The sequence below is a fragment of the Thermopolyspora sp. NPDC052614 genome, from assembly GCF_040678635.1.
Taxonomy (GTDB): domain Bacteria; phylum Actinomycetota; class Actinomycetes; order Streptosporangiales; family Streptosporangiaceae; genus Thermopolyspora.
Map to the genome: position 1 here is coordinate 19,461 of NZ_JBFATZ010000010.1, position 21,352 is coordinate 40,812.

The 21,352-nt window shown below is 72.2% G+C and carries 16 protein-coding genes; 10 read left to right on the forward strand and 6 right to left on the reverse strand.

What is annotated here, in order from left to right; genetic code table 11:
* Nucleotides 1-22 precede the first annotated feature (22 nt).
* Complete coding sequence (rsmI, locus tag AB0K60_RS21705; protein WP_364057678.1) at nucleotides 23-856, forward strand: 16S rRNA (cytidine(1402)-2'-O)-methyltransferase; 834 nt, start codon at nucleotides 23-25, stop codon at nucleotides 854-856.
* Between the two features lie 10 nt (nucleotides 857-866).
* On the opposite strand, the gene AB0K60_RS21710 is transcribed toward rsmI, so the two are convergent.
* Nucleotides 867-2,522, reverse strand: a complete 1,656-nt coding sequence (locus AB0K60_RS21710) for a hypothetical protein (protein WP_364057681.1) — start codon at nucleotides 2,520-2,522, stop codon at nucleotides 867-869.
* 99 nt (nucleotides 2,523-2,621) lie between these two features.
* Here AB0K60_RS21710 and AB0K60_RS21715 point away from each other — a divergent pair, with 99 nt between their 5' ends.
* The 4 genes from AB0K60_RS21715 to AB0K60_RS21730 all read left to right on the forward strand — a co-directional run bounded on the left by AB0K60_RS21715 (nucleotide 2,622) and on the right by AB0K60_RS21730 (nucleotide 7,873).
* The gene (locus AB0K60_RS21715) at nucleotides 2,622-3,914 is read left to right on the forward strand and encodes a glycosyltransferase family 2 protein (protein WP_364057684.1); all 1,293 of its coding nucleotides are present in this window, start codon (nucleotides 2,622-2,624) and stop codon (nucleotides 3,912-3,914) included.
* A 40-nt stretch (nucleotides 3,915-3,954) separates the two neighbouring features.
* Nucleotides 3,955-5,739, forward strand: a complete 1,785-nt coding sequence (gene metG / locus AB0K60_RS21720; RefSeq protein ID WP_364057687.1) for a methionine--tRNA ligase — start codon at nucleotides 3,955-3,957, stop codon at nucleotides 5,737-5,739.
* The gene (locus AB0K60_RS21725; protein ID WP_364057690.1) at nucleotides 5,711-6,586 is read left to right on the forward strand and encodes a TatD family hydrolase; all 876 of its coding nucleotides are present in this window, start codon (nucleotides 5,711-5,713) and stop codon (nucleotides 6,584-6,586) included. The genes metG and AB0K60_RS21725 overlap by 29 nt, the downstream gene beginning before the upstream one ends.
* 420 nt (nucleotides 6,587-7,006) lie before the next feature.
* Complete coding sequence (locus tag AB0K60_RS21730; protein WP_364057693.1) at nucleotides 7,007-7,873, forward strand: ubiquitin-like domain-containing protein; 867 nt, start codon at nucleotides 7,007-7,009, stop codon at nucleotides 7,871-7,873.
* A 24-nt stretch (nucleotides 7,874-7,897) separates the two neighbouring features.
* Here the strand turns inward: AB0K60_RS21730 and AB0K60_RS21735 are convergent, their stop codons facing one another.
* Together AB0K60_RS21735 and AB0K60_RS21740 are read right to left on the reverse strand one after the other, a co-directional pair.
* Nucleotides 7,898-9,409 carry a hypothetical protein gene (locus tag AB0K60_RS21735; RefSeq protein ID WP_364057696.1) on the reverse strand — a complete coding sequence of 504 codons (1,512 nt, stop codon included), beginning with the start codon at nucleotides 9,407-9,409 and terminating at the stop codon, nucleotides 7,898-7,900.
* A complete protein-coding gene (locus AB0K60_RS21740) occupies nucleotides 9,406-11,253 on the reverse strand; it encodes a serine/threonine-protein kinase (protein WP_364057699.1) in 1,848 nt (615 codons plus the stop codon). The genes AB0K60_RS21735 and AB0K60_RS21740 overlap by 4 nt, the downstream gene beginning before the upstream one ends.
* A gap of 217 nt (nucleotides 11,254-11,470) precedes the next feature.
* Here AB0K60_RS21740 and rsmA point away from each other — a divergent pair, with 217 nt between their 5' ends.
* Complete coding sequence (gene rsmA, locus AB0K60_RS21745) at nucleotides 11,471-12,367, forward strand: 16S rRNA (adenine(1518)-N(6)/adenine(1519)-N(6))-dimethyltransferase RsmA (protein WP_364057702.1); 897 nt, start codon at nucleotides 11,471-11,473, stop codon at nucleotides 12,365-12,367.
* Nucleotides 12,368-12,405: 38 nt separating this feature from the next.
* On the opposite strand, the gene AB0K60_RS21750 is transcribed toward rsmA, so the two are convergent.
* Nucleotides 12,406-13,902, reverse strand: a complete 1,497-nt coding sequence (locus AB0K60_RS21750) for an FG-GAP-like repeat-containing protein (RefSeq protein ID WP_364057705.1) — start codon at nucleotides 13,900-13,902, stop codon at nucleotides 12,406-12,408.
* On the reverse strand, nucleotides 13,899-15,371 hold the full coding sequence (locus tag AB0K60_RS21755; RefSeq protein ID WP_364058438.1) for a serine/threonine-protein kinase: 1,473 nt from the start codon (nucleotides 15,369-15,371) through the stop codon (nucleotides 13,899-13,901). The genes AB0K60_RS21750 and AB0K60_RS21755 overlap by 4 nt, the downstream gene beginning before the upstream one ends.
* 135 nt (nucleotides 15,372-15,506) lie before the next feature.
* On the opposite strand from AB0K60_RS21755, the gene AB0K60_RS21760 reads away from it, so the two are divergent.
* Together AB0K60_RS21760 and AB0K60_RS21765 are read left to right on the forward strand one after the other, a co-directional pair.
* A complete protein-coding gene (locus tag AB0K60_RS21760) occupies nucleotides 15,507-16,484 on the forward strand; it encodes a 4-(cytidine 5'-diphospho)-2-C-methyl-D-erythritol kinase (protein WP_364057708.1) in 978 nt (325 codons plus the stop codon).
* Entirely contained in the window at nucleotides 16,481-18,292 is a 1,812-nt protein-coding gene (locus AB0K60_RS21765) for an ABC-F family ATP-binding cassette domain-containing protein (protein WP_364057711.1), read from the forward strand. The genes AB0K60_RS21760 and AB0K60_RS21765 overlap by 4 nt, the downstream gene beginning before the upstream one ends.
* Before the next feature lie 41 nt (nucleotides 18,293-18,333).
* Here the strand turns inward: AB0K60_RS21765 and AB0K60_RS21770 are convergent, their stop codons facing one another.
* Nucleotides 18,334-18,849 (reverse strand): MarR family transcriptional regulator, encoded by a 516-nt coding sequence (locus tag AB0K60_RS21770; protein ID WP_364058441.1) that lies wholly within the window; start codon nucleotides 18,847-18,849, stop codon nucleotides 18,334-18,336.
* A gap of 147 nt (nucleotides 18,850-18,996) precedes the next feature.
* Here AB0K60_RS21770 and AB0K60_RS21775 point away from each other — a divergent pair, with 147 nt between their 5' ends.
* Complete coding sequence (locus AB0K60_RS21775) at nucleotides 18,997-19,785, forward strand: trans-aconitate 2-methyltransferase (RefSeq protein WP_364057714.1); 789 nt, start codon at nucleotides 18,997-18,999, stop codon at nucleotides 19,783-19,785.
* 91 nt (nucleotides 19,786-19,876) lie between these two features.
* Nucleotides 19,877-21,343 carry a CYTH and CHAD domain-containing protein gene (locus AB0K60_RS21780; RefSeq protein WP_364057717.1) on the forward strand — a complete coding sequence of 489 codons (1,467 nt, stop codon included), beginning with the start codon at nucleotides 19,877-19,879 and terminating at the stop codon, nucleotides 21,341-21,343.
* Nucleotides 21,344-21,352 lie beyond the last annotated feature (9 nt).

Consider the following 21,352-nt stretch of genomic DNA (forward strand, 5'->3'; position numbering starts at 1 on the left):
TGAGGGGCTCGGGGAGGGGACTGTGGGCGACCGCGGGACGTTGGTGCTGGCGGGGGCCCCGATCGGCCGGGTCGGCGACGCGTCGCCGCGCCTGCGGGCCGTGCTGGAGAGCGCCGACGTGATCGCCGCCGAGGACACCCGCCGGCTGCGCAGGCTCGCCGCCGACCTGGAGGTGACGGTCGGCGGCAAGGTCGTGTCCTACAACGACATCAACGAGTCCGCCCGCGCCGCCGAGCTGCTGGGCGAGCTGCTCGACGGGCGGACCGTGGTGGTGATCACCGACGCGGGCATGCCCGGGGTGTCCGACCCCGGGTACCGGCTGACGCGGCTCGCCGTCGAGGCCGGGGTGCGGGTCACCGCGCTGCCCGGGCCGTCGGCCGTGACCACGGCGCTCGCCGTGTCCGGGCTGCCCAGCGACCGGTTCTGTTTTGAGGGGTTCCTGCCGCGCAAGCAGGGGGACCGGGCGCGGCGGCTGGCGGCGCTCGCCCGCGAGGAGCGGACGATGGTGTTCTTCGAGAGCCCGCACCGGCTGGACACGTCGCTGGCGGCGCTGGCCGAGGCGTTCGGGGCCGGGCGGCCGGCGGCGGTCTGCCGGGAGCTGTCCAAGACCTACGAGGAGGTACGGCGGGGCACTCTCGGCGAGCTCGCGCAATGGGCCGCCGGGGACGTCCGGGGCGAGATCACGATCGTGGTCGGCGGCCATGTGCCCGGGGAAACCGAGCACGACATGGAGAGCCTCGTCGCGGAGGTCGCCCGGCTCGAAGGCGAGGGCGTCTCGCGCAAGCAGGCGATCGTGGAGGTCGCCAAGTCGGCGGGGGTTCCCAAGAGGGAGCTTTACGCGGCCGTGCACCGGTAGGCCGGTTTGGTCAGGGCCGGGTGGGGTCCGAGGTGGGGTCTAAGGCTGGGGCCTGGCGCGGGGGTTCCTCCGGGCCGGGCTTGTTGTGCCCGTCGCCGTCCTCGCGGTCGTCGAGGATGGGGGCGGCCAGCGGCATGCTTCTCGCGCCCACGAGTTCCGGCGTCGCGGTCTCGTCCGAGCGGTCACCGTTTGGGTCGCCGTTCTGGGCGCTGGGACGCCGGGCGGCGAGGCGGGCCGCGGCGAACGCCGGCAGCGGCACGCCGCGGCGCAGCGTGATCGCGGCGGCCAGGCAGGCCAGGGGGACGGCAGGCAGCAGGTAGCGGTAGTCGAACTCGGCGGTGGCGGCCGGGGCCAGGATGAGGCCGACCGCGGCCAGCCACGGCAGCATGACGGGCCCGCCGAGTTTGCGCCAGCGGACGGCCACGCCGTACAGGCCGATGAGCAGGATGATCCCGAGGATGAGGCCGGGCAGGTGCACCACGCGCTGGTAGCCCTGCATCACGTTGGCCCACGGGCCGACGATCTGCGTGGCGGCCCGCCCCTGCTCGTAGGCCACCGCGTCGGTGTCGGCGCGGCCCTTGTAGAGCGCCCAGGTGGGCAGGGGTTTCTCCTCGTTGCGGAACTCGTACTGGTTGTAGGTGTTGGCGTCGGGGAAGACCGGCCGGTCCCAGCGGAACGCCCGGAAGAAGTCGCGGGCGACCACGGCCAGGTAGTCGCCGGGCTGCGCGAGGATCGCCTGGGTGGCGAACTTGCTCGCCCACTCGTTGACGTCCTCGTCGAACTTGGGCGTGCCGTACCGGTGCGGGGGGCCGCTGGGGTCCCACAGGTACCACTGCGAGTAGTCCTTGCGCTGGGTCGTGCACAGCACGATCAGCTGCACCTCTTTGGGCTTGATCTTGTTGCAGTCGGCGAACGCCATCGTCCGCATGTACATGATCAGCCCGTCGCTGTTGGTCATCGCGAACCGGCCGTACGCGCTGTTGAACCAGGCCATGTACGCGACCACGGGAACCGCGGTGGCGACGACCACGGCCGCGATCGGCCGCCAGCCCACCCGTTTGACCAGCAGGTAGACGACGACCAGCGCCATGATCGGCAACCCGACCGTGCGGGTCAGCGCCGTCAGCGCCAGCAGCAGGCCGACGACCACGCCCATCCGCGTCGACAGCCGCCGATGCCACAGGATCAGCGTGACCACACCGACGACCAGCAGCGTGAACATCGTGTCCGACATCACCAGGTGCTCAAGCTGGATCTGGTACGCGTCGAACAGCACCGGGCTCACCGTGAGCGTCGCCGCCCAGCCGGGGAGGTCAAATTTGCGTATCAAAAGCGCATAGATCAGCACGGCCGTCGCGAGGCCCATCAGATGCTGGGTGAAGACCACAAGCGAGAAGCTGTGGAACGGCTTGAGCAGCAGCAGCCAGAAGCCGTATCCGTCCGGCCGGATCGGGTGCGGCCTGGGGTGCAACGCGACCGAAACGTACTCGTAGGAGTCGTTGAACCACATCGCGGGCCGGTAGCCCAACATGGTGACCAGTCGCAGCACGGCGGCGAGGCCCATGGCGACGGTGAGGTGAGGATGGCGCAGGAGGAACGCGCGCAAACGTGTGCCCCGGCCCGTCCCGGGAAGACGCACCTGAGCCCGTTCCGCAACGTTGACCATGGTTTACAGGATGCCAGTCGTTGGACCGACTTGGCTCGCCGTTAGGGATGCTCGGGCATCATGGGGGAATTCACGCATGGGTAAGCAAGGGGTTTCGACGTGGAACTGACCGTTGTGATGCCGTGCCTCAACGAGGCCGAGACCGTCGCGACGTGTGTGCGCAAGGCCGTGGAGTGCATGGAGCGGCACGGGATCGACGGAGAGGTCCTGATCGCCGACAACGGCAGCACCGACGGGTCCCAGCAACTCGCCCGCGACGCGGGCGCCCGCGTGGTGCACGTGGACGAGAAGGGGTACGGCAACGCCCTCATGGGCGGCATCCGCGCCGCCCGCGGCCGCTACGTGATCATGGGCGACGCGGACGACTCCTACGACTTCACCGCCCTGCTGCCGTTCGTCGAGCAGTTGCGCGACGGCGCCGACCTGGTGATGGGCAACCGGTTCAAGGGCGGCATCAAGCCGGGCGCGATGCCTCCGCTGCACCGCTACCTCGGCAACCCCGTGTTGTCGTACATCGGGCGGCTGTTCTTCGGCAGCAAGGCCGGCGACTTCCACTGCGGGCTGCGCGGCTTCCGGCGCGACTCGATCCTGCGGCTCGGGCTGCAGACCGGCGGCATGGAGTTCGCCAGCGAGATGGTGGTGAAGGCCACCCTGCAGAACCTGGACGTGCGCGAGGTGCCCACCACGCTGTCGCCCGACGGCCGCTCCCGCCCGCCGCACCTGCGCTCCTGGCGCGACGGCTGGCGTCACCTGCGCTTCCTGCTGCTGTACAGCCCGCGCTGGCTGTTCTTCATCCCCGGCCTGGTGATGATGGCGATCGGCCTGATCGCGGGCGTCGCGCTCACCACCGGGCCGGTCGTGATCGGCGCGCTCGCCTTCGACGTCGACACCCTGGTCGGGGCCTCCGCGATGGTGGTGATCGGCTTTCAGGCCGTGCTGTTCGCGCTGTTCACCAAGGTGTACGCGGCCGAGGAGGGCTTCCTGCCCGAGGACCGGCGGATCCGCAAGCTGGTGGACGTGATCAGCCTGGAGAAGGGCTTGGTCGCGGGCGGGCTGCTGGCGCTGGCCGGCGTCGGCGGCCTGGTCGCCTCGCTGGTGCACTGGCAGGTCAACAACTTCGGCGAGCTGAACCCGCGCGAGGCGCTGCGCATCGTCGTCCCGGCGGCCACCGCGCTGATCATCAGCTTCCAGACGATCTTCGCCGCGCTGTTCATCAGCATTCTGGGCATCCGCCGTACCAAGGAGACGCCTGCCGACGTGGCCGCGTCCGCCGTGGAGGAGGCGGCCGAGGCCGTCACCCGGGAAGCCGCCGGGACCGTTGAAGGCGGGACCGATGAGGGCGGGACCGATGAGCACGCGAAGACGGCCGCGGTGGAGGCCGCCAAGCAGTAATCGTTTCGGAACGGGTCGCCGCGCCCTCTAGGCTTGTAGCATGCCTCAGCACATCTTGACCGCCGTCGCGTGGCCCTACGCCAACGGGCCGCGCCACATCGGGCACGTATCCGGGTTCGGCGTGCCGTCCGACGTCTTCAGCCGCTACCAGCGGATGGCGGGCAACAAGGTGCTGATGGTGAGCGGCACCGACGAGCACGGCACGCCCATCCAGGTGCAGGCCGACAAGGAGGGCGTCAGCACCCGCGAGCTCGCCGACCGCTACAACCGGATCATCGCGGAGGACCTGACCAACCTCGGGCTCTCCTACGACCTGTTCACCCGGACCACGACGCGCAACCACTACGCCATCGCCCAGGAGATCTTCCTCGGGCTGCACAAGAACGGCTACGTGGTGCCGCGTACGACGATGGGCGCGGTGTCGCCGTCCACCGGCCGCACCCTGCCCGACCGCTACGTGGAGGGCACCTGCCCGATCTGCGGGTACGACGGGGCGCGCGGCGACCAGTGCGACAACTGCGGCAACCAGCTCGACCCGATCGACCTGATCAACCCCAGGTCGAAGATCAACGGCGAGACGCCCAAGTTCGTGGAGACCGAGCACTTCATGCTCGATTTGCCCGCGTTCGCCGACGCGCTGGGCACCTGGCTGCAGAGCAAGCAGGGCGAGTGGCGGCCGAACGTGCTGAAGTTCTCCCTCAACCTGCTCGGCGACCTGCAGCCCCGCGCGATCACCCGCGACCTCGACTGGGGCGTGCCGGTGCCGCTGGACGGCTGGCGCGACCGGGAGAACAAGCGGCTGTACGTGTGGTTCGACGCCGTCATCGGCTACCTGAGCGCGTCGATCGAGTGGGCCCGCCGGTCCGGCGACCCGGACGCGTGGCGGCAGTGGTGGCAGTCGCCGGACGCCCGCGGCTACTACTTCATGGGCAAGGACAACATCGTCTTCCACTCCGAGATCTGGCCGGCGATCCTGCTCGGCTACAACGGCGAGGGGGCGAAGGACGGCACGCCCGGGTCGCTCGGGCGGCTCAACCTGCCCTCGGAGGTCGTCTCCAGCGAGTACCTGACGATGGAGGGGCGCAAGTTCTCCTCCTCGCGCTCGGTCGTGATCTACGTGCGCGACTTCTTGTCCCGGTACGACGCGGACGCGCTGCGGTACTACATCGCGGTGGCCGGGCCGGAGAACCAGGACACCGACTTCACCTGGTCGGAGTTCCTCAACCGCAACAACGGCGAGTTGGTGGCGGCCTGGGGCAACCTGGTGAACCGGTCGATCTCGATGGCCGCCAAGAACTTCGGGGAGATCCCGGAGGCGGGCGACCTCACCGACGCCGACCGTGCGTTGCTGGAGCGCTCGCGGGCCGCCTTCCCGGCCGTGGGGGCCGAGCTGAGCCGGTCGCGGTTCAAGAACGCCGTGAACGAGGCGTTCGCCGTGGTGCGCGAGGCGAACAAGTACCTCGCCGACCAGGCGCCGTGGAAGCTCAAGGAGGACCCGGCCCGGCAGCGCTCGATCCTGCACGTCGCGCTGCAGGTCGTGGACGACTGCAAGACCCTGCTCACGCCGTTCCTGCCGAACTCGTCGAACAAGATCTACACGATGCTCGGCGGCGAGGGCGTGTGGTCGGGCATGCCGGAGATCCACGAGGTGGACGAGGAGGGCGGCTCGCCGTACCCGGTGATCACCGGCGCGTACGCCGAGGACAAGGCGGTCTGGGAGCACCGGCCGGTACGGCCCGGCACCCCGCTGGCTCCGCCGACGCCGTTGTTCACCAAGCTCGACCCGAAGATCGTCGATGAGGAGCTGGCCCGCCTTGAAGGGTGAGCGACCGCAGGCCCCCGCGCCGCTCGACGGGGAGGTCTTCGACAGCCACTGCCACCTCGACCTGATGGTGGGCGTCCGCGAGGCGTCCGACGGCGACGCGATCGCCCTCGCCGCGCAGGCGGCGGGGGCGGACGTGGCGCGGGTGCTCGCCGAGTCGCGGGCCGTCGGGGTGACGCGGCTGGTGAACGTCGGGTACGACCTGCCGTCGTCGGAGTGGGCGGCCGAGGCGGCGGCCCGGTACGACGGCGTGTACGCGGGCGTGGCGATCCACCCCAACGGGTCGGGGGCGGCGACGCCGGAGGCGCTCGGGCGGATCGAGGAGCTGGCCGCGCTGCCGCAGGTGCGGGCCGTGGGCGAGACCGGTCTTGACTACTTCCGCGAGTGGGCCTCGCACGAGGACCAGCACGCGAGCTTCCGGGCGCACATCGAGATCGCCAAGCGCACCGGGAAGGCGCTGGTCATCCACGACCGGGACGCGCACGACGACGTGCTGCGGGTGCTGGCGGAGGCCGGGGCGCCGGACGTGGTGGTGTTCCACAGCTTCTCCGGCGACGCGGAGATGGCCAAGAAATGCGTCGATGCCGGATATTTCATGTCATTCTCCGGGCCGGTGACGTACAAGAACGCCGGATATCTCCGCGAAGCGGCAGAAATCGCGCCAAAGGAACTCATTCTCGTTGAAACCGACGCGCCCTACCTGCCGCCGACCCCGCACCGCGGCAAACCCAACGCCCCGTACCTGATCCCGCTCACGCTGCGTTGCCTCGCCGAGGTCAAGAACATGTCGGAAAACGACCTGTGCGCGGCCGTCAACGCCAACGGGGAGCGCGTTTTCGGGCGTTGGTAGGAGCTTTTCCGGCCCCAAGGTCAAGCGTGGCCAATGTCACCCACCGCATATCGGTGATCCGGTTGAGCGCCCGCAGACCCGCCGATACCGTCGAGCGCGGCGACGCACCGTGGCGATCATGTCCAGGGTCGGCGCACTGAGGACGACGTACTGGTGACGATGTGCTTGGGGGCCGATCGCACAATGTCCGACCAATCCATGACTCTCACCCCGCCCGTGCCCGCACCCGCCCTCCGCCCGCCCGCTGCCCCGCCCTCCACCCCGGCCCCTGCCCCGGCCCCCAATCCGGCCCCTGCCCCGGCCATCCCCGGGCCGCTCCCCGTGCCCGCCCCCCGTCGCGGCCCGGAACGCGTCCCCGGCAGGCGCGCGCACGGCCGCAGGACACGGCCGCGACGGTCGTCCCGGCGGACGTCGCCGATCGTGATCGGGGTCGCCTCGGCGCTCTTCGGCGGCGTCTCCCTCGGCCTGATCGTCGCCTTCGGCGTCGCCCGGGAGGTCCACCTCATGGTGGACGGCGAGCCGATCGCGTTGCGCACCTTCGCCGGCACGGTCGGCGAGGCGCTGGCGGCCGCGGAGGTCCGCTACGGCCCCGACGACCACGTCTCCCCGCCGCCCGCCACCGCCATCGAGGACGCCGGCCAGATCGTGGTCCGGCACGCCAGGCCGCTCACCCTGATCAAGGACGGCCGCACGATGGTCCGCAGGGTCACGGCGCTCAACGTCCGCGACGCGCTCAAGGAGCTCGACCTCGACCACAGCCGGGCCAGGCTCTCCGCCTCGGTGATGCGGCAGATCCCGGTCACCGGGTTTCGTCTCAAGATCACCACGATGCGCCGGATCGTCATCGTCAAGGACGGCCGGCGTACCCCCGTCATCACCACGGCGCGCACCGTGCGCGAGGCCCTCGCCCGGCGCGGCATCACCCTCGCCGCGGGCGAACGCGTCCGCCCCCGGCTCTCCGCCTTCCCCAGGGACGGCCAGGTCGTCCGCATCATCCCCGCGCCGCCGCCGCGCACCGAGCCGATCACCCCGGCGGTCGCCCGCCTCAACTGGGCCGCGCTCGCCGCCTGCGAGACCGGCGGCGACCCCCGCGCCTACAACCCGACGGGCCCCTACTACGGCATGTACCAGATCAGCCTGCCCATGTGGCGGGCGGTCGGCGGCCTGAAGAGGCCGAGCGACTGGTCCGCCGACGAGCAGACCTACCGCGCCCAGCTCCTCTACCAGCGCGTGGAGGGCCGCTGGCGGCGGCAGTGGCCCGGCTGCGGCGCCCGCCTCTTCGGCTGACGTACGCCGCGATCCCGCGCCGGATCAGCCGATCGAGCTGCCGAAGTCGGCGGCGACGGCGTTGTCGTCGCGGCCGGGGGTGAACAGCTTGGGCGTCGCGCCCTCCATGAGAGCGACCGCGCCGCCGTTGCTTGAGCGCTCGTCGGGGACGCCGACGAACAGCCGCCCGCCGGGCGCGAGCCCGTCCTCGCTGCCCACGTCGGCGACGGTCCAGCCGAAGTGCTCGTACGGCTGCACGTCGTCGCGCTCGGCCACCACGTCGGCGCCCTTGCCGCCCTCGACGGTCACCTGCCGCACCACGCCGGACTCGGGCGTCGGGTCGCCCTGCGCCGAGTCGTACGGCGCGCCGATGGCCAGCACCAGGCTGTCGAGCGGGTTCCAGAACGCCAGGCTCCAGCCGATCCTGCCCCCCTCGACCGGCTTGGCCGACCGCAGGCCGCCGTTGTTGCCCGGCCGCAGCGCGCGCATCAGGGCGAGCTCGGTGTTCACCCCCCGCTTGAACAGTTGCACCTGACCGGCGTCGGCCACGCCGTCCACGTCCACCCCGGGGGCGCCGACCGCCAGATAGCCCTCGCCCTTCCACTCGGCGTAGGCGACCGCGTAGCCGAGGCGCTCGCCGGCGTTGCCCTCCACCTTCTCGCTGTCGCCCAGCTCCCACTTGCCGCTGGTGTAGACGCCGTCGGCGGCGTGGGCCACGTCGTGGACGACCGTGACGCCGCCGACGTCCTTGATGCCCTTGACGTCCTTCTGCCGTCCCACGCCGTCCACGTCCTCGTACGGCGTGCCCACCGCGAGGTCCAGTTGCACGCCGTTCCCGCCGAGCCTGCCGAAGACCATCGACCAGCCGAACATGTCGCCCGGCTCGCTGTTGCCGATCACGCCCTCGTTCTCCTGGGTGAGCGGAACCGTGGTGACCTTCCCGTCCCCGGCCGCGTACCGCAGGTAGATCGCGCCGGAGTCCTTGACCCCGTCGGCGTCCTCGTGCGGCGCGCCGACGGCGACGATCGAGGGCTCACCGCCCCCGCCGTCCGCGGCCGCGAGCGACCAGCCGAAGTGGGCCCGCTCCTCGCGCCGCCGCGGCGCCTCGATGCGCTTGCCGGTGGGCTCGCCATCCGCGGTGCCGGTGAAAATGTAGGCGACGCCGGCGTCGGTGACGCCGCCCGGATCCGCGTACGGCGCGCCCACGACGATGTCCAGGCAGCGGTCGTCGTCGAGATGCGCGGTCCGCACGGCCCAGCCGAAGCCGTCGCCGGCCTTGCCGTCCGGCGCGGTGAGCACCGTGGTTCCGCCGGTGCCCGGCCCGTCCGCGCCGCCGAGCAGGATGCGCACCGCGCCCGCGCCGAGCGCGCCCCGGACGTCCGCGAACGGGTCGCCCACGACGACGTCGTCGAATCCGTCGCCGTTCACGTCGGCCTTGCCGGCCGTCGAGGCGCAGTCCGCCGCGCGTGTTCCGGCCTGGGCGGTCGGCGCGCCGGAGATGACGGCGGCGGCGAGGGCCAGCGCCGCGGCGGCCTTTGTGATCTTCTCGGCGTTCACAGTCGCACCTCGATGCCCTCGGCGAGCACCAGCTTCGCCGGCTTGCGATCGGACGGGACGTCGAACACGAGCACGCCGTCCACCCGCTCGCCCGGAGGCAGGCTCTCGGGCAGGTCGGTCGACTCGCCGCGCGGGTCGTGGCCGCCGCCCTGGTCGTCCACGAGCCTCGGGGACCGGGCGATCGGGATGTCCACGCCGCTCGGGTTCACCAGCGACAGCCGTACGGTGCAGCGGTCCGCCGCGCAGCTCGGCGGCTGCGGGACCAGCACCTGCACGTCGGTGTCGCCGAACGCGACGCGCCGGCCGACGTCCGTGCCGGGGCCGTCGGCGACCTGCTGCTCACCGGTGAAGCGGTTGTCGCCGGCCTGCACCGTCCTGCCGGGCCCGCCGGTGGCGCCCCCGCGGCCCAGCACGAGGACGACGGCCGTGACGGCGAGCGCGGCCACGATCGCGACCGTGGGGATCAGCCACTTGCGCACCAGGCGCCAGTCGGTCTTCCGCGGCCCCTCCGGGAGGGGGAGCACGTCCGCCGCCGTCGGCATGTCGGCGAAGGGGCGTACGGGCGGCTGACCGAAGGACGGTGGGCCGTACGGGGAGGGGCCGGGCGGGTCGGTGGCGCTGCCGGGGACCGTCGCGCCTCCGGGAGCGGTGGCCGCCCCGGGCATTGTGGTGGCCCCGGGCATTGTGGTGGTCCCGGGCATCGTCTCGCCGCCCGTGACCCCCGTGATCCGCGGGCCGCCGCCCGGGTCGGTGTGCGGGCCGGTGGCCACGCCCGTCCCGCCGGGCATCACGTGCCCGTCGGTGCTGTCGATGTCGGGCGCCGTCTCCGGCGCGGGCGCGGGCACGGGCGCGGCAAGCTCCTGGGTGAGCCGGGCGCGGGCGGGCTCGGCGGACGGCTCGGGCCGCGCCGGCGCCTGGGCGGACTCGTCCGCGACGTTGGACGGCGGCTGCCACGACTCGTTGAGTATCTCGGTCGCGACCAGCGTGGCGGGCTCGGCCGGCATCGGCATCGGGTTCGGCACCCCGCCGCTGACCAGCGCGATCAGCAGCTCCTGCGCGCTGGGCCTGCGGGCCGGGTCGGAGTGGGTCGCGCGCCGCACGAGGTCGTTCAGCGGGACCGGGAGCGCGCCGAGGTCCGGCGGCGAGTTGAGCACGCGGGCCGCGAGCGTCAGCGCGTCGCCGCGCCCGTAGGGGTGGCGGCCGTTGCCCGCGTACGCGACCAGGCAGCCCCAGGCGAAGACGTCGGCCGCCGGGGTGATCGCGTCGCCGCGTACCTGCTCCGGCGCCCACCAGCCGGGGCTGCCGAGCAACTCGCCGGACTGGGTGAAGCTCGACGCGGCGTCCAGCGCCCGCGAGATGCCGAAGTCGATCACTCGCGGCCCGGACATGGACAAAATGACGTTGGACGGCTTGAGGTCGCGGTGCACCAGCCCCGCGACGTGGATGGCGGCGAGCGCCGCGGCCACCCCCAGCGCCACGCCGTGCAGCGGCCCGGGGTCGAGCGCGCCGAATGTGGCGATCTGCGCCGACAGCGGCGTGCCGGGGATGTACTCGGTGACCATGTACGGCCGGCCGTCCTCGGTGTTGCCGTTGTCGAGCACCTGCGCGGTGCAGAACGAGGCGACCTTGCGCGCGTTCTCCACCTCGGCGTGGAAGCGGACGGCGAAGTTCGAGTCGATCGTGAACTCCGGCTTGACCACCTTGATCGCGACCGGTCGCTCGGTCGGCGCCAACGCCAGGTAAACGGTGCCCATGCCGCCCTCGCCCAGCCTGCCCAGCAACTGGTAGGGACCGATCCGCGCGGGATCGATCGGGCGAAGTGGCTCGGTGCCGGGTCGATTCATGGGAGAGGCCTCCTTGTTCCCCCCTGCCGCCACCTTATCCATGGGCCTTTCCTCCCGCTTGACGATCGCTTTCCATCGGGCACGAGCCGTTTTTCCCCGGGCGACGCGTCCTGCGGTCCCCTGCGGCGAACCTCCATGTGCCCCCCTGAAGCCGTCGCGTGGGCCGTCTCTACCAAGACGTACGGCGTCCAACCGAAGTTCGATGCGGGACACTGGGATGGATGACGTGGGGAGAGACATTGTGAGCCTGCTCGGCCCGACAGATATCCGTATTTTGGCCAACAAGCTGGGTCTGCGTCCGACGAAACGGCTGGGACAGAATTTCGTCATCGACGGCGGCACCGTGCGCCGGATCGTCCGCACGGCCGAACTCGACCCGGATGACGTGGTCATCGAGGTGGGCCCCGGCCTGGGCTCCCTCACGCTGGCCCTGCTGGAGCAGGCGGCGAAGGTGATCGCGGTCGAGATCGACCCGGTGCTGGCCGAGCAGCTTCCGCGCACCGTCGCCGATCGCCTCCCGGAGGCGTCCGGGCGAATTTCGGTCGTGCCCGCCGACGCGCTGCGCGTGCGTCCGGAAGACCTGGGCGAGCCGCTCCCGACGGCCCTGGTCGCCAACCTCCCCTACAACGTGGCCGTCCCGGTCGTGCTGCACCTGCTCCAGGTGCTGCCCACGCTGCGCAAGGGCCTGGTCATGGTGCAGGCCGAGGTCGCCGACCGCCTCGCGGCCCGCCCCGGCTCCAAGGTCTACGGCGTGCCGTCGATCAAGGCCGCCTGGTACGCCGACGTGCGCAAGGCCGGGCCCGTCGGGCGCACCGTCTTCTGGCCCGCCCCCAACGTCGACTCCGGGTTGGTCGCCCTCGTCCGCCGCGATCCGCCCGCGACCGCCGCCTCCCGCGAGGAGGTGTTCGCCGTCGTCGACGCCGCCTTCGCCCAGCGCCGCAAGACCCTGCGCGCCGCCCTGGCCTCCTGGGCGGGCACGGCCGTACGCGCCGAGGAGATCCTGCGCGCCGCCGGGATCGACCCTGCGAGCAGGGGCGAGCAACTCGACGTCGCCGACTTCGCCAGGATCGCCGAGGCCGCCGTCACGCCGGAGGGCGTACCCGGCCGCGGGTGAGCGTCAGCCGGCGACGGCCCGCCCGGCGGCAGGAGCGATCACCCCGCGAGCACCGCCCCGAAGTCCACGGATCTGCCGATCTCGTGGGGATAAGGACGCTTTCGTCGGCCCTGGTCCGGCAGGTGCGGGATGCCGTTGTAGCCCGGGGCCAGCAGGTGGGGTTCGCCGCCGCGCAGCGGAACGAGGGCGATCGCGCCGCCGTGCGTGGCCTGCTCGTCGGGGACGCCGACCGCCATCCACCCGTCGCCCGCCGCGGACACCGCCCAGCCGAAGTGGTCGTAGGCCTGCATGCGCGCCCTGCCCTCGGTGACGAACGTCGCGGGCGAGCCGTCCAGCGGCACGACCGTGACCGCCCCGACCTCGGGCAGGCCGCGGTCGGCCTCGAACGGGCTGCCGATGAGCAGGTGGCCGCCCGCGAACGCCAGCGCGTAACCGAACCCGTCGCCCTTCTCCCCGGCGTCGGGCAGGCCGCGCCACCCCTGCCACAGCGACCGGGTCGGCTCCGTCCCCTCGAAGAGCTGCACCATGCCCGCGTCGTCCGCGCCGGGCACGTCCGCCCCCGGCGCGCCCACGGCGAGCCGGCCCGTGCCGCGCCACTCGCCGTAGGCGAGGGAGTAGCCGAACCTGTCGCCCGCGCGGCTGTCGATCTCGGACGTGACCTCGGCGAGGTTCCAGCGCGTGCCGCTCCGCGCGCCGCTCGTGACGTCGTAGAGGACGGTCACCGCGCCCGCGTCGGCCAGGACCTCGTCCTTCCGCAGGCCCTTTCGCGGGCCTTTTCGCGGGCCTTTTCCGTTCTTATCGTCGAACGGCGCGCCGATCACGAGGTCGAGGGCGGCGGGGTCGCCGCCGAGCCGGCCGAGCGCCAGCGACCAGCCGAACAGGTCGCCCGGCTCGTCGCCGCCCGGCACGTCCGGCGAGCTCTGGGTGATCCTGATCGGCTCGGACGGATCGCGATCGGCTCCGACGGTGAAGACGTAGACCGCGCCCGCGTCGGTCACGCCGTCCACGTCCTCGAAGGGCGCGCCGACGGCGACCACGCCCTGCCCGGCGGCGACCGACCAGCCGAGGCCCGACCATTCCCGCTCGCCGTCCCCGACGGTGAGCTTCGCGTCGGTGATCCGGGCGGCCGACGATCGTCCCGGCCCGCCCCAGTAGATCGTGGCGTGGCCGCGGTCGTCGCCGTACGGGCCGCCCGCGACGAGGTCGGCGCAACCGTCGCCGTCCACGTCGGCGAGCCGTAACGACATGGGGCCGCGCGCCCCCGTCAGGTACGCGTCGGAGGCGTCGAGCCTGGGGAGTCCCTCCGCCGTGCCGCGCAGCAGGTGCAGCGATCCCTGGTCGTACTGGAGGGTCCGGCCGTGCGGGTCGCCGACGGCCAGGTCCGCGTGTCCGTCGCCGTTGAAGTCCGGCCAGGCCGTCTTCCCGCACGCGGCGCGGTTCGATCCGTGCGTTCGGGCGTGGATCGGGTTCGCCGCCGGGAGGTTCGTCGCGGCGAGCAGCAGCAGGCTCGCCGCGAGCACGCCTGCGGCCCTCACAGGCGGATCCGGAGCGATTCGCCGCCGCTGATCAGCCGCCCCACGAGGAAGCGGGGGAAGGCGGTGTTGGCCATTGCGTAGGTCACCATGAGCGACAGCCGCGCTCCCGGCGCGATCGTGGCGGGGAGGTCGCCGCCGGAGAGGTGTGCCTTGTGGCGTTTGCCGAGGTCGTCCACGAGGACCGGCAGCTCTCCGGACAGGGGTGCCTCGGCCGGTCCCATGTTGACCAGGGTGAGCAGGACGCGGCAGGTCTGGCGGTCGGGGCGCCGCACGCCGCCTTCGTGGTTCGGGTAGCCGCAGTCGGGGGGCTGTACGAGGAGTTGGGGGCCGTCGTAGCCGCCCGCGAGCGGGATGCGCCGTCCGACGTCGCTGATCCGGGCGGGTTTGTCGAGCGCGTCGAACGCGTCGGCGGGTTCGACGTGGTCGACCCGCAGCGCGACCATGAGCGCGACGCTCACCGCCAGCGTCGCCGCCAGGGCCGCCTGGGTGATCCAGACGTGGCGTCCCTGCCGCCCGGCCGCCCGCTCCTTCTGTGGGCGTCCCGAGACCAGCGTCCTGTCGTCGTCCGGCTCGGCCCGCGCGATCGTGTCCCGGTCCGTGTCGGCGGGCGTGCGGGTCGTTCCGGCGGCCGGGGCGGGGCGCGTCTCGCCGCCGCCGAGGAGATCGAGGAGCAATTCCCGCGCCGTGGGCCGGAGCGCGGGGTCGCGGTCGAGGGCCCGCCGTACCAGCGTGTCGAGGGGCGGCGGCAGCGACCCCAGGTCGGGCTCGGCCTGCCGCACCCGCGCGGCCAGGGTCTCGGCGTCGCCCTCGCCGAACGGGTGGCGGCCGTTGCCCGCGTACGCGACCAGGCAGCCCCAGGCGAAGACGTCGGCCGCGGGCGTGGTCCGCTGCCCGGTGACGTGCTCCGGGGCCCACCACCCCGGCGTGCCCACCAGTTCGCCGTCCGCCGGATCGTCAAGCGCCCGCGCCACGCCGAAGTCGATGACGCGCGGCCCGGACATCGACAGGATCACGTTGCCCGGCTTCAGATCCTGGTGCACTACCCCGGCCGCGTGAATGGCGGCGAGCGCCGCGGCCACGCCGAACGCCACGCCGTGCAGCGACGTGGGATCGAGCGCTCCCGATTCCCGGATCCGCTTATCGAGCGAGATTCCCGGAATGTACTCGGTGACCAGGTAGGGCCGCCCGTCCTCGGCCGTCCCGTCGTCGAGCACGCGCGAGGTGCAGAAGGACGAGACCCGCCGCGCGCTCGCGACCTCGGCCCGGAAGCGCTCGGCGAACCCCTCCCGCCGCGTGTGCACCTCACGGACGATCTTCACCGCCACCGGGCGTCCGTTCTCGGCCGCGGCCAGATAGACCGTCCCCATGCCGCCTTGGCCGAGACGTCCGAGCAGCCGGTAGGGACCTAGCGTCTCGGGATCGTCCGGGCGTAACGGCAGAGTCGTCGAGTCCTGGCTGTCGATGGAGATCTCCTCTCCGTCCGCACGAACCCCCGGACCGGTAACGGTACCGACACCTGATCACTCCATCCACCCGTATGCGCGTCTCGATATGGACCCGGCGGCCTCTACGATCGGGGATGCCGAAGCGGCGAGGGGAGGGCGATGGAGCATCCGAGATATATAACGGTTGAGGTTCCCGCGAAGATCAATCTGCAGCTCGCCGTGGGGCCGGTGCGGGAGGACGGATACCACGAGGTGGTGACCGTCTACCTCGCCGTCTCGATCGTCGACCGGGTCAGGGCGAGCACCGCCGACGCGGTGACGGTCGAGGTCGTGGGACCGCAGGCCGATCGGGTGCCGGCCGACGGGAGCAACCTCGCCGTGCGGGCGGCGCGGCTGCTCGCCGAACGGGCCGGGGTGTCGTACGGCGCGCGGCTGTGGATCGACAAGCGCATCCCGGTCGCCGGGGGCATGGCCGGCGGCAGCGCCGACGCGGCGGCGGCGCTGATCGCCTGCAACCATTTGTGGGACCTGGGCCTTGGCAAGGACGAACTGGTCGAAATCGGCGCCGAGCTCGGCAGCGACGTGCCGTTCTCGCTGCTCGGCGGGGCCGCCGTGGGCACCGGGCGGGGCGAGCGGCTCCGGCCGCTCGACGCCGAGCGCGTGTTCACGTGGGTGCTGGTCCCGGCCGACGGAGGGCTGGCGACCCCCGCCGTGTACGCCGAGTGCGACCGCATCCGCGAGGAGACCGGCGTCGTGCCCGCCCCGCCGCGGGCGGACGAGGACCTCATCGCCGCGCTGGCGAAGGGCGACGCCCACGCGCTCGGCCGGGCGCTCGCCAACGATCTGGAGCCCGCCGCGCTCCGGCTGAACCCGTCGCTCGCCCGTACTCTCGCGACCGGGCGGGAGCTCGGCGCGCTCGGCGGGCTCGTCTCGGGCTCCGGCCCGACCTGCGTCTTCCTCGCCGAGGACAGCCACCATGGCGCGGCCCTGAGCGAGGCTTTCACGGCGGCGGGCCACCCCGCGATCCACGCCCGCGGGCCGGTGCACGGGCCGGTGGTCATCGATGACGGTCGCTACCCCGGCGACGACAGGTGGTTCGGGTCGATGGCCCTCGCCGATAGCCTTGGTGAGCGATGAACCTGGTCAATCTGGAGTCGGTGTCCCACGCGTACGGGCCCAAGCCACTGCTGCACGAGGTGTCCCTCGGCGTCGAGGAGGGCGACCGCATCGGCGTGGTCGGCCGCAACGGCGGCGGCAAGACCACCCTGATCTCCGTGCTCGCCGGGCGGCTCACCCCCGATGGCGGGCGGGTGACGCACACCCGGGGGCTGCGGATCGGCTTCCTGTCCCAGGGCGACGACCTCGATCCGGAACGCACAGTGCGCGACCTCGTCCTCGGCGGGCGGCCCGAGCACGAGTGGGCGGGCGACGCGACGATCCGGGAGATCCTGGCGAACCTGCTCGGCGACGTCGATCTCGCGGCCCAGGCGGGCACGCTCTCCGGCGGGGAGCGGCGCCGTACCGCGCTGGCCCGGCTGCTGATCGGCGAGCACGACCTGATCATCCTGGACGAGCCGACCAACCACCTCGACATCGAGGCGATCGACTGGCTCGCCCGGCACCTGGCCGCGCGCCGGTCCGCGCTCGTCGTGGTCACCCACGACCGGTGGTTCCTCGACGCGGTCTCCACCCGTACGTGGGAGGTCGTCGACGGCACCGTCCAGCGGTACGAGGGCGGATACGCCGCCTACGTCCTGGCGAAGGCCGAGCGGGCGAGGATCGCCGCCGCCGCGGAGGAACGCCGCCAGAACCTCATGCGCAAGGAGATCGCCTGGCTGCGCCGCGGCCCGCCCGCCCGTACCTCCAAGCCCAAGTTCCGGATCGAGGCCGCCCAGGCGCTCATCGCCAACGAGCCGCCGCCGCGCGACAGCGTGGAGCTGGTCTCGTTCGCGTCCGCGCGCCTCGGCAAGACCGTCTACGACCTGGAGCGCGTCACCCTGCACGCGGGCGGCCCCGGCGAAGGTCCGCTGGTGCTGCGGGACGCCACCTGGCAGTTCGGGCCCGGCGACCGCATCGGGCTGATCGGCGTCAACGGCTCGGGCAAGTCCTCGGTGCTGCGCCTGCTCGCGGGCTCGGTGATCCCGGACTCCGGCCGCGTCGTCCGGGGCAGGACCGTACGGCTCGCGCACCTGTCCCAGGAGCTCGCCGAACTCGACCCGACGGCCCGCGTGCTCACCGCCGTCGAGGAGGTGCGCAAGTACGTCCGCGTCGGCAAGCGCGAGTGGAGCGCCTCCCAGCTGCTGGAACGCCTCGGTTTTCGCGGCGAGGCGCAGTGGAAGGTCGTCGGCGACCTGTCCGGCGGCGAGCGCCGTCGCCTGCAGCTGCTGCGCCTGCTCATGGACGACCCCAACGTGCTGCTCCTCGACGAGCCCACCAACGACCTCGACATCGAGACCCTCAACGAGCTGGAGGACCTGCTCGACGGCTGGCCCGGCACCCTGATCGTGGTCAGCCACGACCGCTACTTCCTTGAGCGCGTCGCCGACCGCTGCGTGGCCCTCCTCGGCGACGGCAGGCTCTCGCTGCTGCCGGGCGGCGTCGACGAGTACCTCGCCCGCCGCGCCTCCGGCACCGCCGTCTCCGCCCGCGCCGCCGCCCCCGCTCCGCAGCCCGTTCGGGAGTCCGCTCAGGAGCCCACTCAGGAGTCCGGCCCTGCGGGCCTGTCCGCGAAGGAACTGCGCGAGGCGCAGAAGGAGCTCGCCCGCCTGGAGCGCCGCCTCGAACGCCTCGGGGAACAGGAGGCCCGGCTGCACACCGCCATGGCCGAGGCCGCCAGTGATTACGCCCGGCTCGCCGGTCTCGACGCCGAGCTCAAGGACGTCCAGGCCCAGAAGGAGGCGGTCGAGGCCGAATGGCTGGACCTCGCCGAACGCCTCGGCGAATGACGCCGCCCTCAGCCCTGTCCCGTCAAGTCGGCCCTGTCCCGTCAAGTCGGCCCGGTCGCGTCGAACGGCACCAGCAGCGTGCGCAGGTGGCCGGCGAGGACCCGCTGCGCCTGCTTGTCCAGCCCGGCCAGCAGCTCGTGCTCGCGGCGCAGCAGGTCGGCGAGCGCGGCGTCCACCCGGGCCATGCCGGACTCGGTGAGCGAGACGAGCACGCCCCGGCGGTCCTCCGGGTCGGGGCGGCGGCGGACGAGCCCGGCCGCGGCGAGACGGTCGATGCGGTTGGTCATCGTGCCCGAGGTGACGAGCGTGGCGCGCAGCAGGGCCCCGGGGCTCAGCTCGTACGGCTCGCCCGACCGGCGCAGCGTGGTGAGCACGTCGAACTCCCACGGTTCGAGGTCGTGTTGGGCGAAGGCGGCCCGCCGCGTCCGGTCGAGATGCTTGGCGAGCCGCGATATCCTGCTCAGCACCTGTAGTGGTGCCACGTCGAGATCGGGCCGCTCCTTCTGCCATGATCGGACCAGTCGGTCGACCTCGTCCTCGGCGGCCGGGAGCGCCAGGTCGTCGGCCTCGCCGGCCGCGATCTCGGGGCCGTGCGCGTCCTCGGCGTCCCCGGCGCGGTGGCCTGCCCCACGGCTGCTTACATCCACGCCTCCCAGTGTATCTGTCTTGACATCGAGATATCTCTCTCGCTATCCATCATCTTGATGTCAAGAGATATGTGGGACCCCGAGGTCTACGGCCGCTACGCCGACGAGCGCGCCCGCCCCTTCTTCGAACTGCTCGCCCGCGTGCGCGCCACCGCCCCGTCGTACGTCGTCGATCTGGGCTGCGGCACCGGCGAGCTCACCGCCACGCTGAGCGAACGCTGGCCGGACGCGACCGTGCACGGCCTCGACTCGTCCGCCGCGATGATCGCCAAGGCGCGGCAGGTTCCGCGCGCCCCGGGCGCCGGCCCGCTCATCTTCGAGGAACGCGACCTGCGGGCCTGGCGCTCGTCCCGCCCGGTGGACGTGCTGGTCTCCAACGCCGCCCTGCACTGGGTGCCCGAGCACCGGAGCCTGCTGCCGGGCTGGGTCGCCGGGCTGTCCCCGGGCGGCTGGATCGCCTTCCAGGTCCCGGGCAACTTCGACGCCCCCAGCCACGTGCTCATCCGCGAGCTGTGCCGGACGACCTGGCGCGACGAGCTCGGCGACCTGGTCGCCGACTCGCCGGTGGCCGAACCGGAGGAGTATCTCGGCCTGCTCGCCGACCTCGGCTGCGTCGTGGACGCCTGGGAGACGACCTACATCCACGTGCTTCCCGGCGACGACGCCGTACTGAAGTGGATCACCGGTACGGCCCTGCGCCCCATGCTCGGCCGTCTCGCCCCCGACCGCCGCCGCGAATTCCTCGCCGACTGCGCCCGGCTGCTTGCCCAGGCGTATCCGCGCGAGCCGTACGGCACGCCGTTTCCCTTCCGACGAATCTTCGTGGTCGGCCAAAAGGGAGGATAAATCACACTATCGCCATACCGGGATGTTCACCTAAGTTTGGCATCATGGCCACCTAACCACAGGTCACAGGAAATGGGGGTGTGCTATGGCGATGGAAATCGAAGATAAGTTCGATGTTCCGACCGAGTTCGTCGTGCCCGATCTGAGCGATTTGCCGGGCTGCGCGGAGGTGGTCGGGCCCAAAAGTCACCAACTGGTGGCGATTTACTTCGACACCCCCGACTTCCGCCTCGCCACCCGTGGCATCACCCTGCGCCGCCGCCGCGGCGGCCTCGACCCCGGCTGGCATCTGAAGCTCCCCAAGGCCAAGGGCGTCCGCCGCGAGATCACCCACCCCCTCACCCGCAGCATCAAGATCGTCCCCACCGAACTGGCCGACCTGGTCCGCGCGTACACCCGAGGCGCCGAGCTCGTCCCCATCGCCCAGCTCGACACCAAGCGCAACCTCACCCGCCTCCTCGACGACAACGGCGACCTGCTGCTGGAGATCGCCGACGACCGCGTCAAGGGCACCGTGCTCGGCGACGATCCCGTCGTCGACCGCTGGCGCGAGGTCGAGGCCGAACTCGTCAAGGGCGACGCCGCCCTGCTCAAAAAGGCCGGCAAGCGCCTGCGCAAGGCCGGCGCCACCCCCGCCGACGCCTCCAGCAAGCTCGCCCGCCTCCTCGACACCCGCCTGCGCGCCATCCAGGTCTCCAAGCCCGTGGAGGGCACCGCCGGCGCGGTCGTCGTCGGCTACCTCGCCTCCCAGGTCAACGCCCTGCTCGCGCAGGACGCCCGGGTACGCCAGGCCGAGGACGACGCCGTACACCAGATGCGCGTGGCCTCCCGCCGCCTGCGCAGCGCCCTGAAGTCCTTCAAAACCATCATCGCCGACACCACGCACATCCAGGACGAGCTGAAGTGGCTCGGCCAGGCCCTCAGCGAGGCCCGCGACCTGGAGGTCATCCGCGCCCGCTTCGCCGCGCACTTCGACAGGCTCCCCGAGGACCTGATCGTCGGCCGGGTCCGCACCCGCCTCGGCTCCGACCTGGAGGACCGCGAGCACGTCGCCTACGACCACATCCGCGAAACCCTCAGCGGCGACCGCTACTACGCCCTCCTCGACGCCCTCGACACGTTGATCGCCCACCCCCCGCTCACGCCGCTCGCCGCCAAAAAGCCCGACAAGCCGCTGCGCGCCGTAGCCGACAAGGGCTGGCGCCGCATCGGCAGGACATACGACGCGGCGCAGGCCCTGGACGACATCGAGGCCCGCGAACTCGCCATGCACGACGTCCGCAAGGTCGCCAAACGCGCCCGCTACACCGCCGAGGTCCTCATCCCCGTCTTCGGCTCCGAAATGACCGACATGGCCAACCGCGCCGAGGCCATCCAGGAGATTCTCGGCCTCTACCAGGACAGCGTCGCCGCCCAATCCCTCCTCGTCGAAGCCGCCGAAACCGCCCGACAGGCCGGCGAGGACACCTTCACCTACGGCGTACTCGTCGGCCTCGAACGCGCCGCCGCCGAACGCGACCACGCCGAGTTCCCCCGCGTCTGGCGGGAGTCCATCTGATCCCGCCGA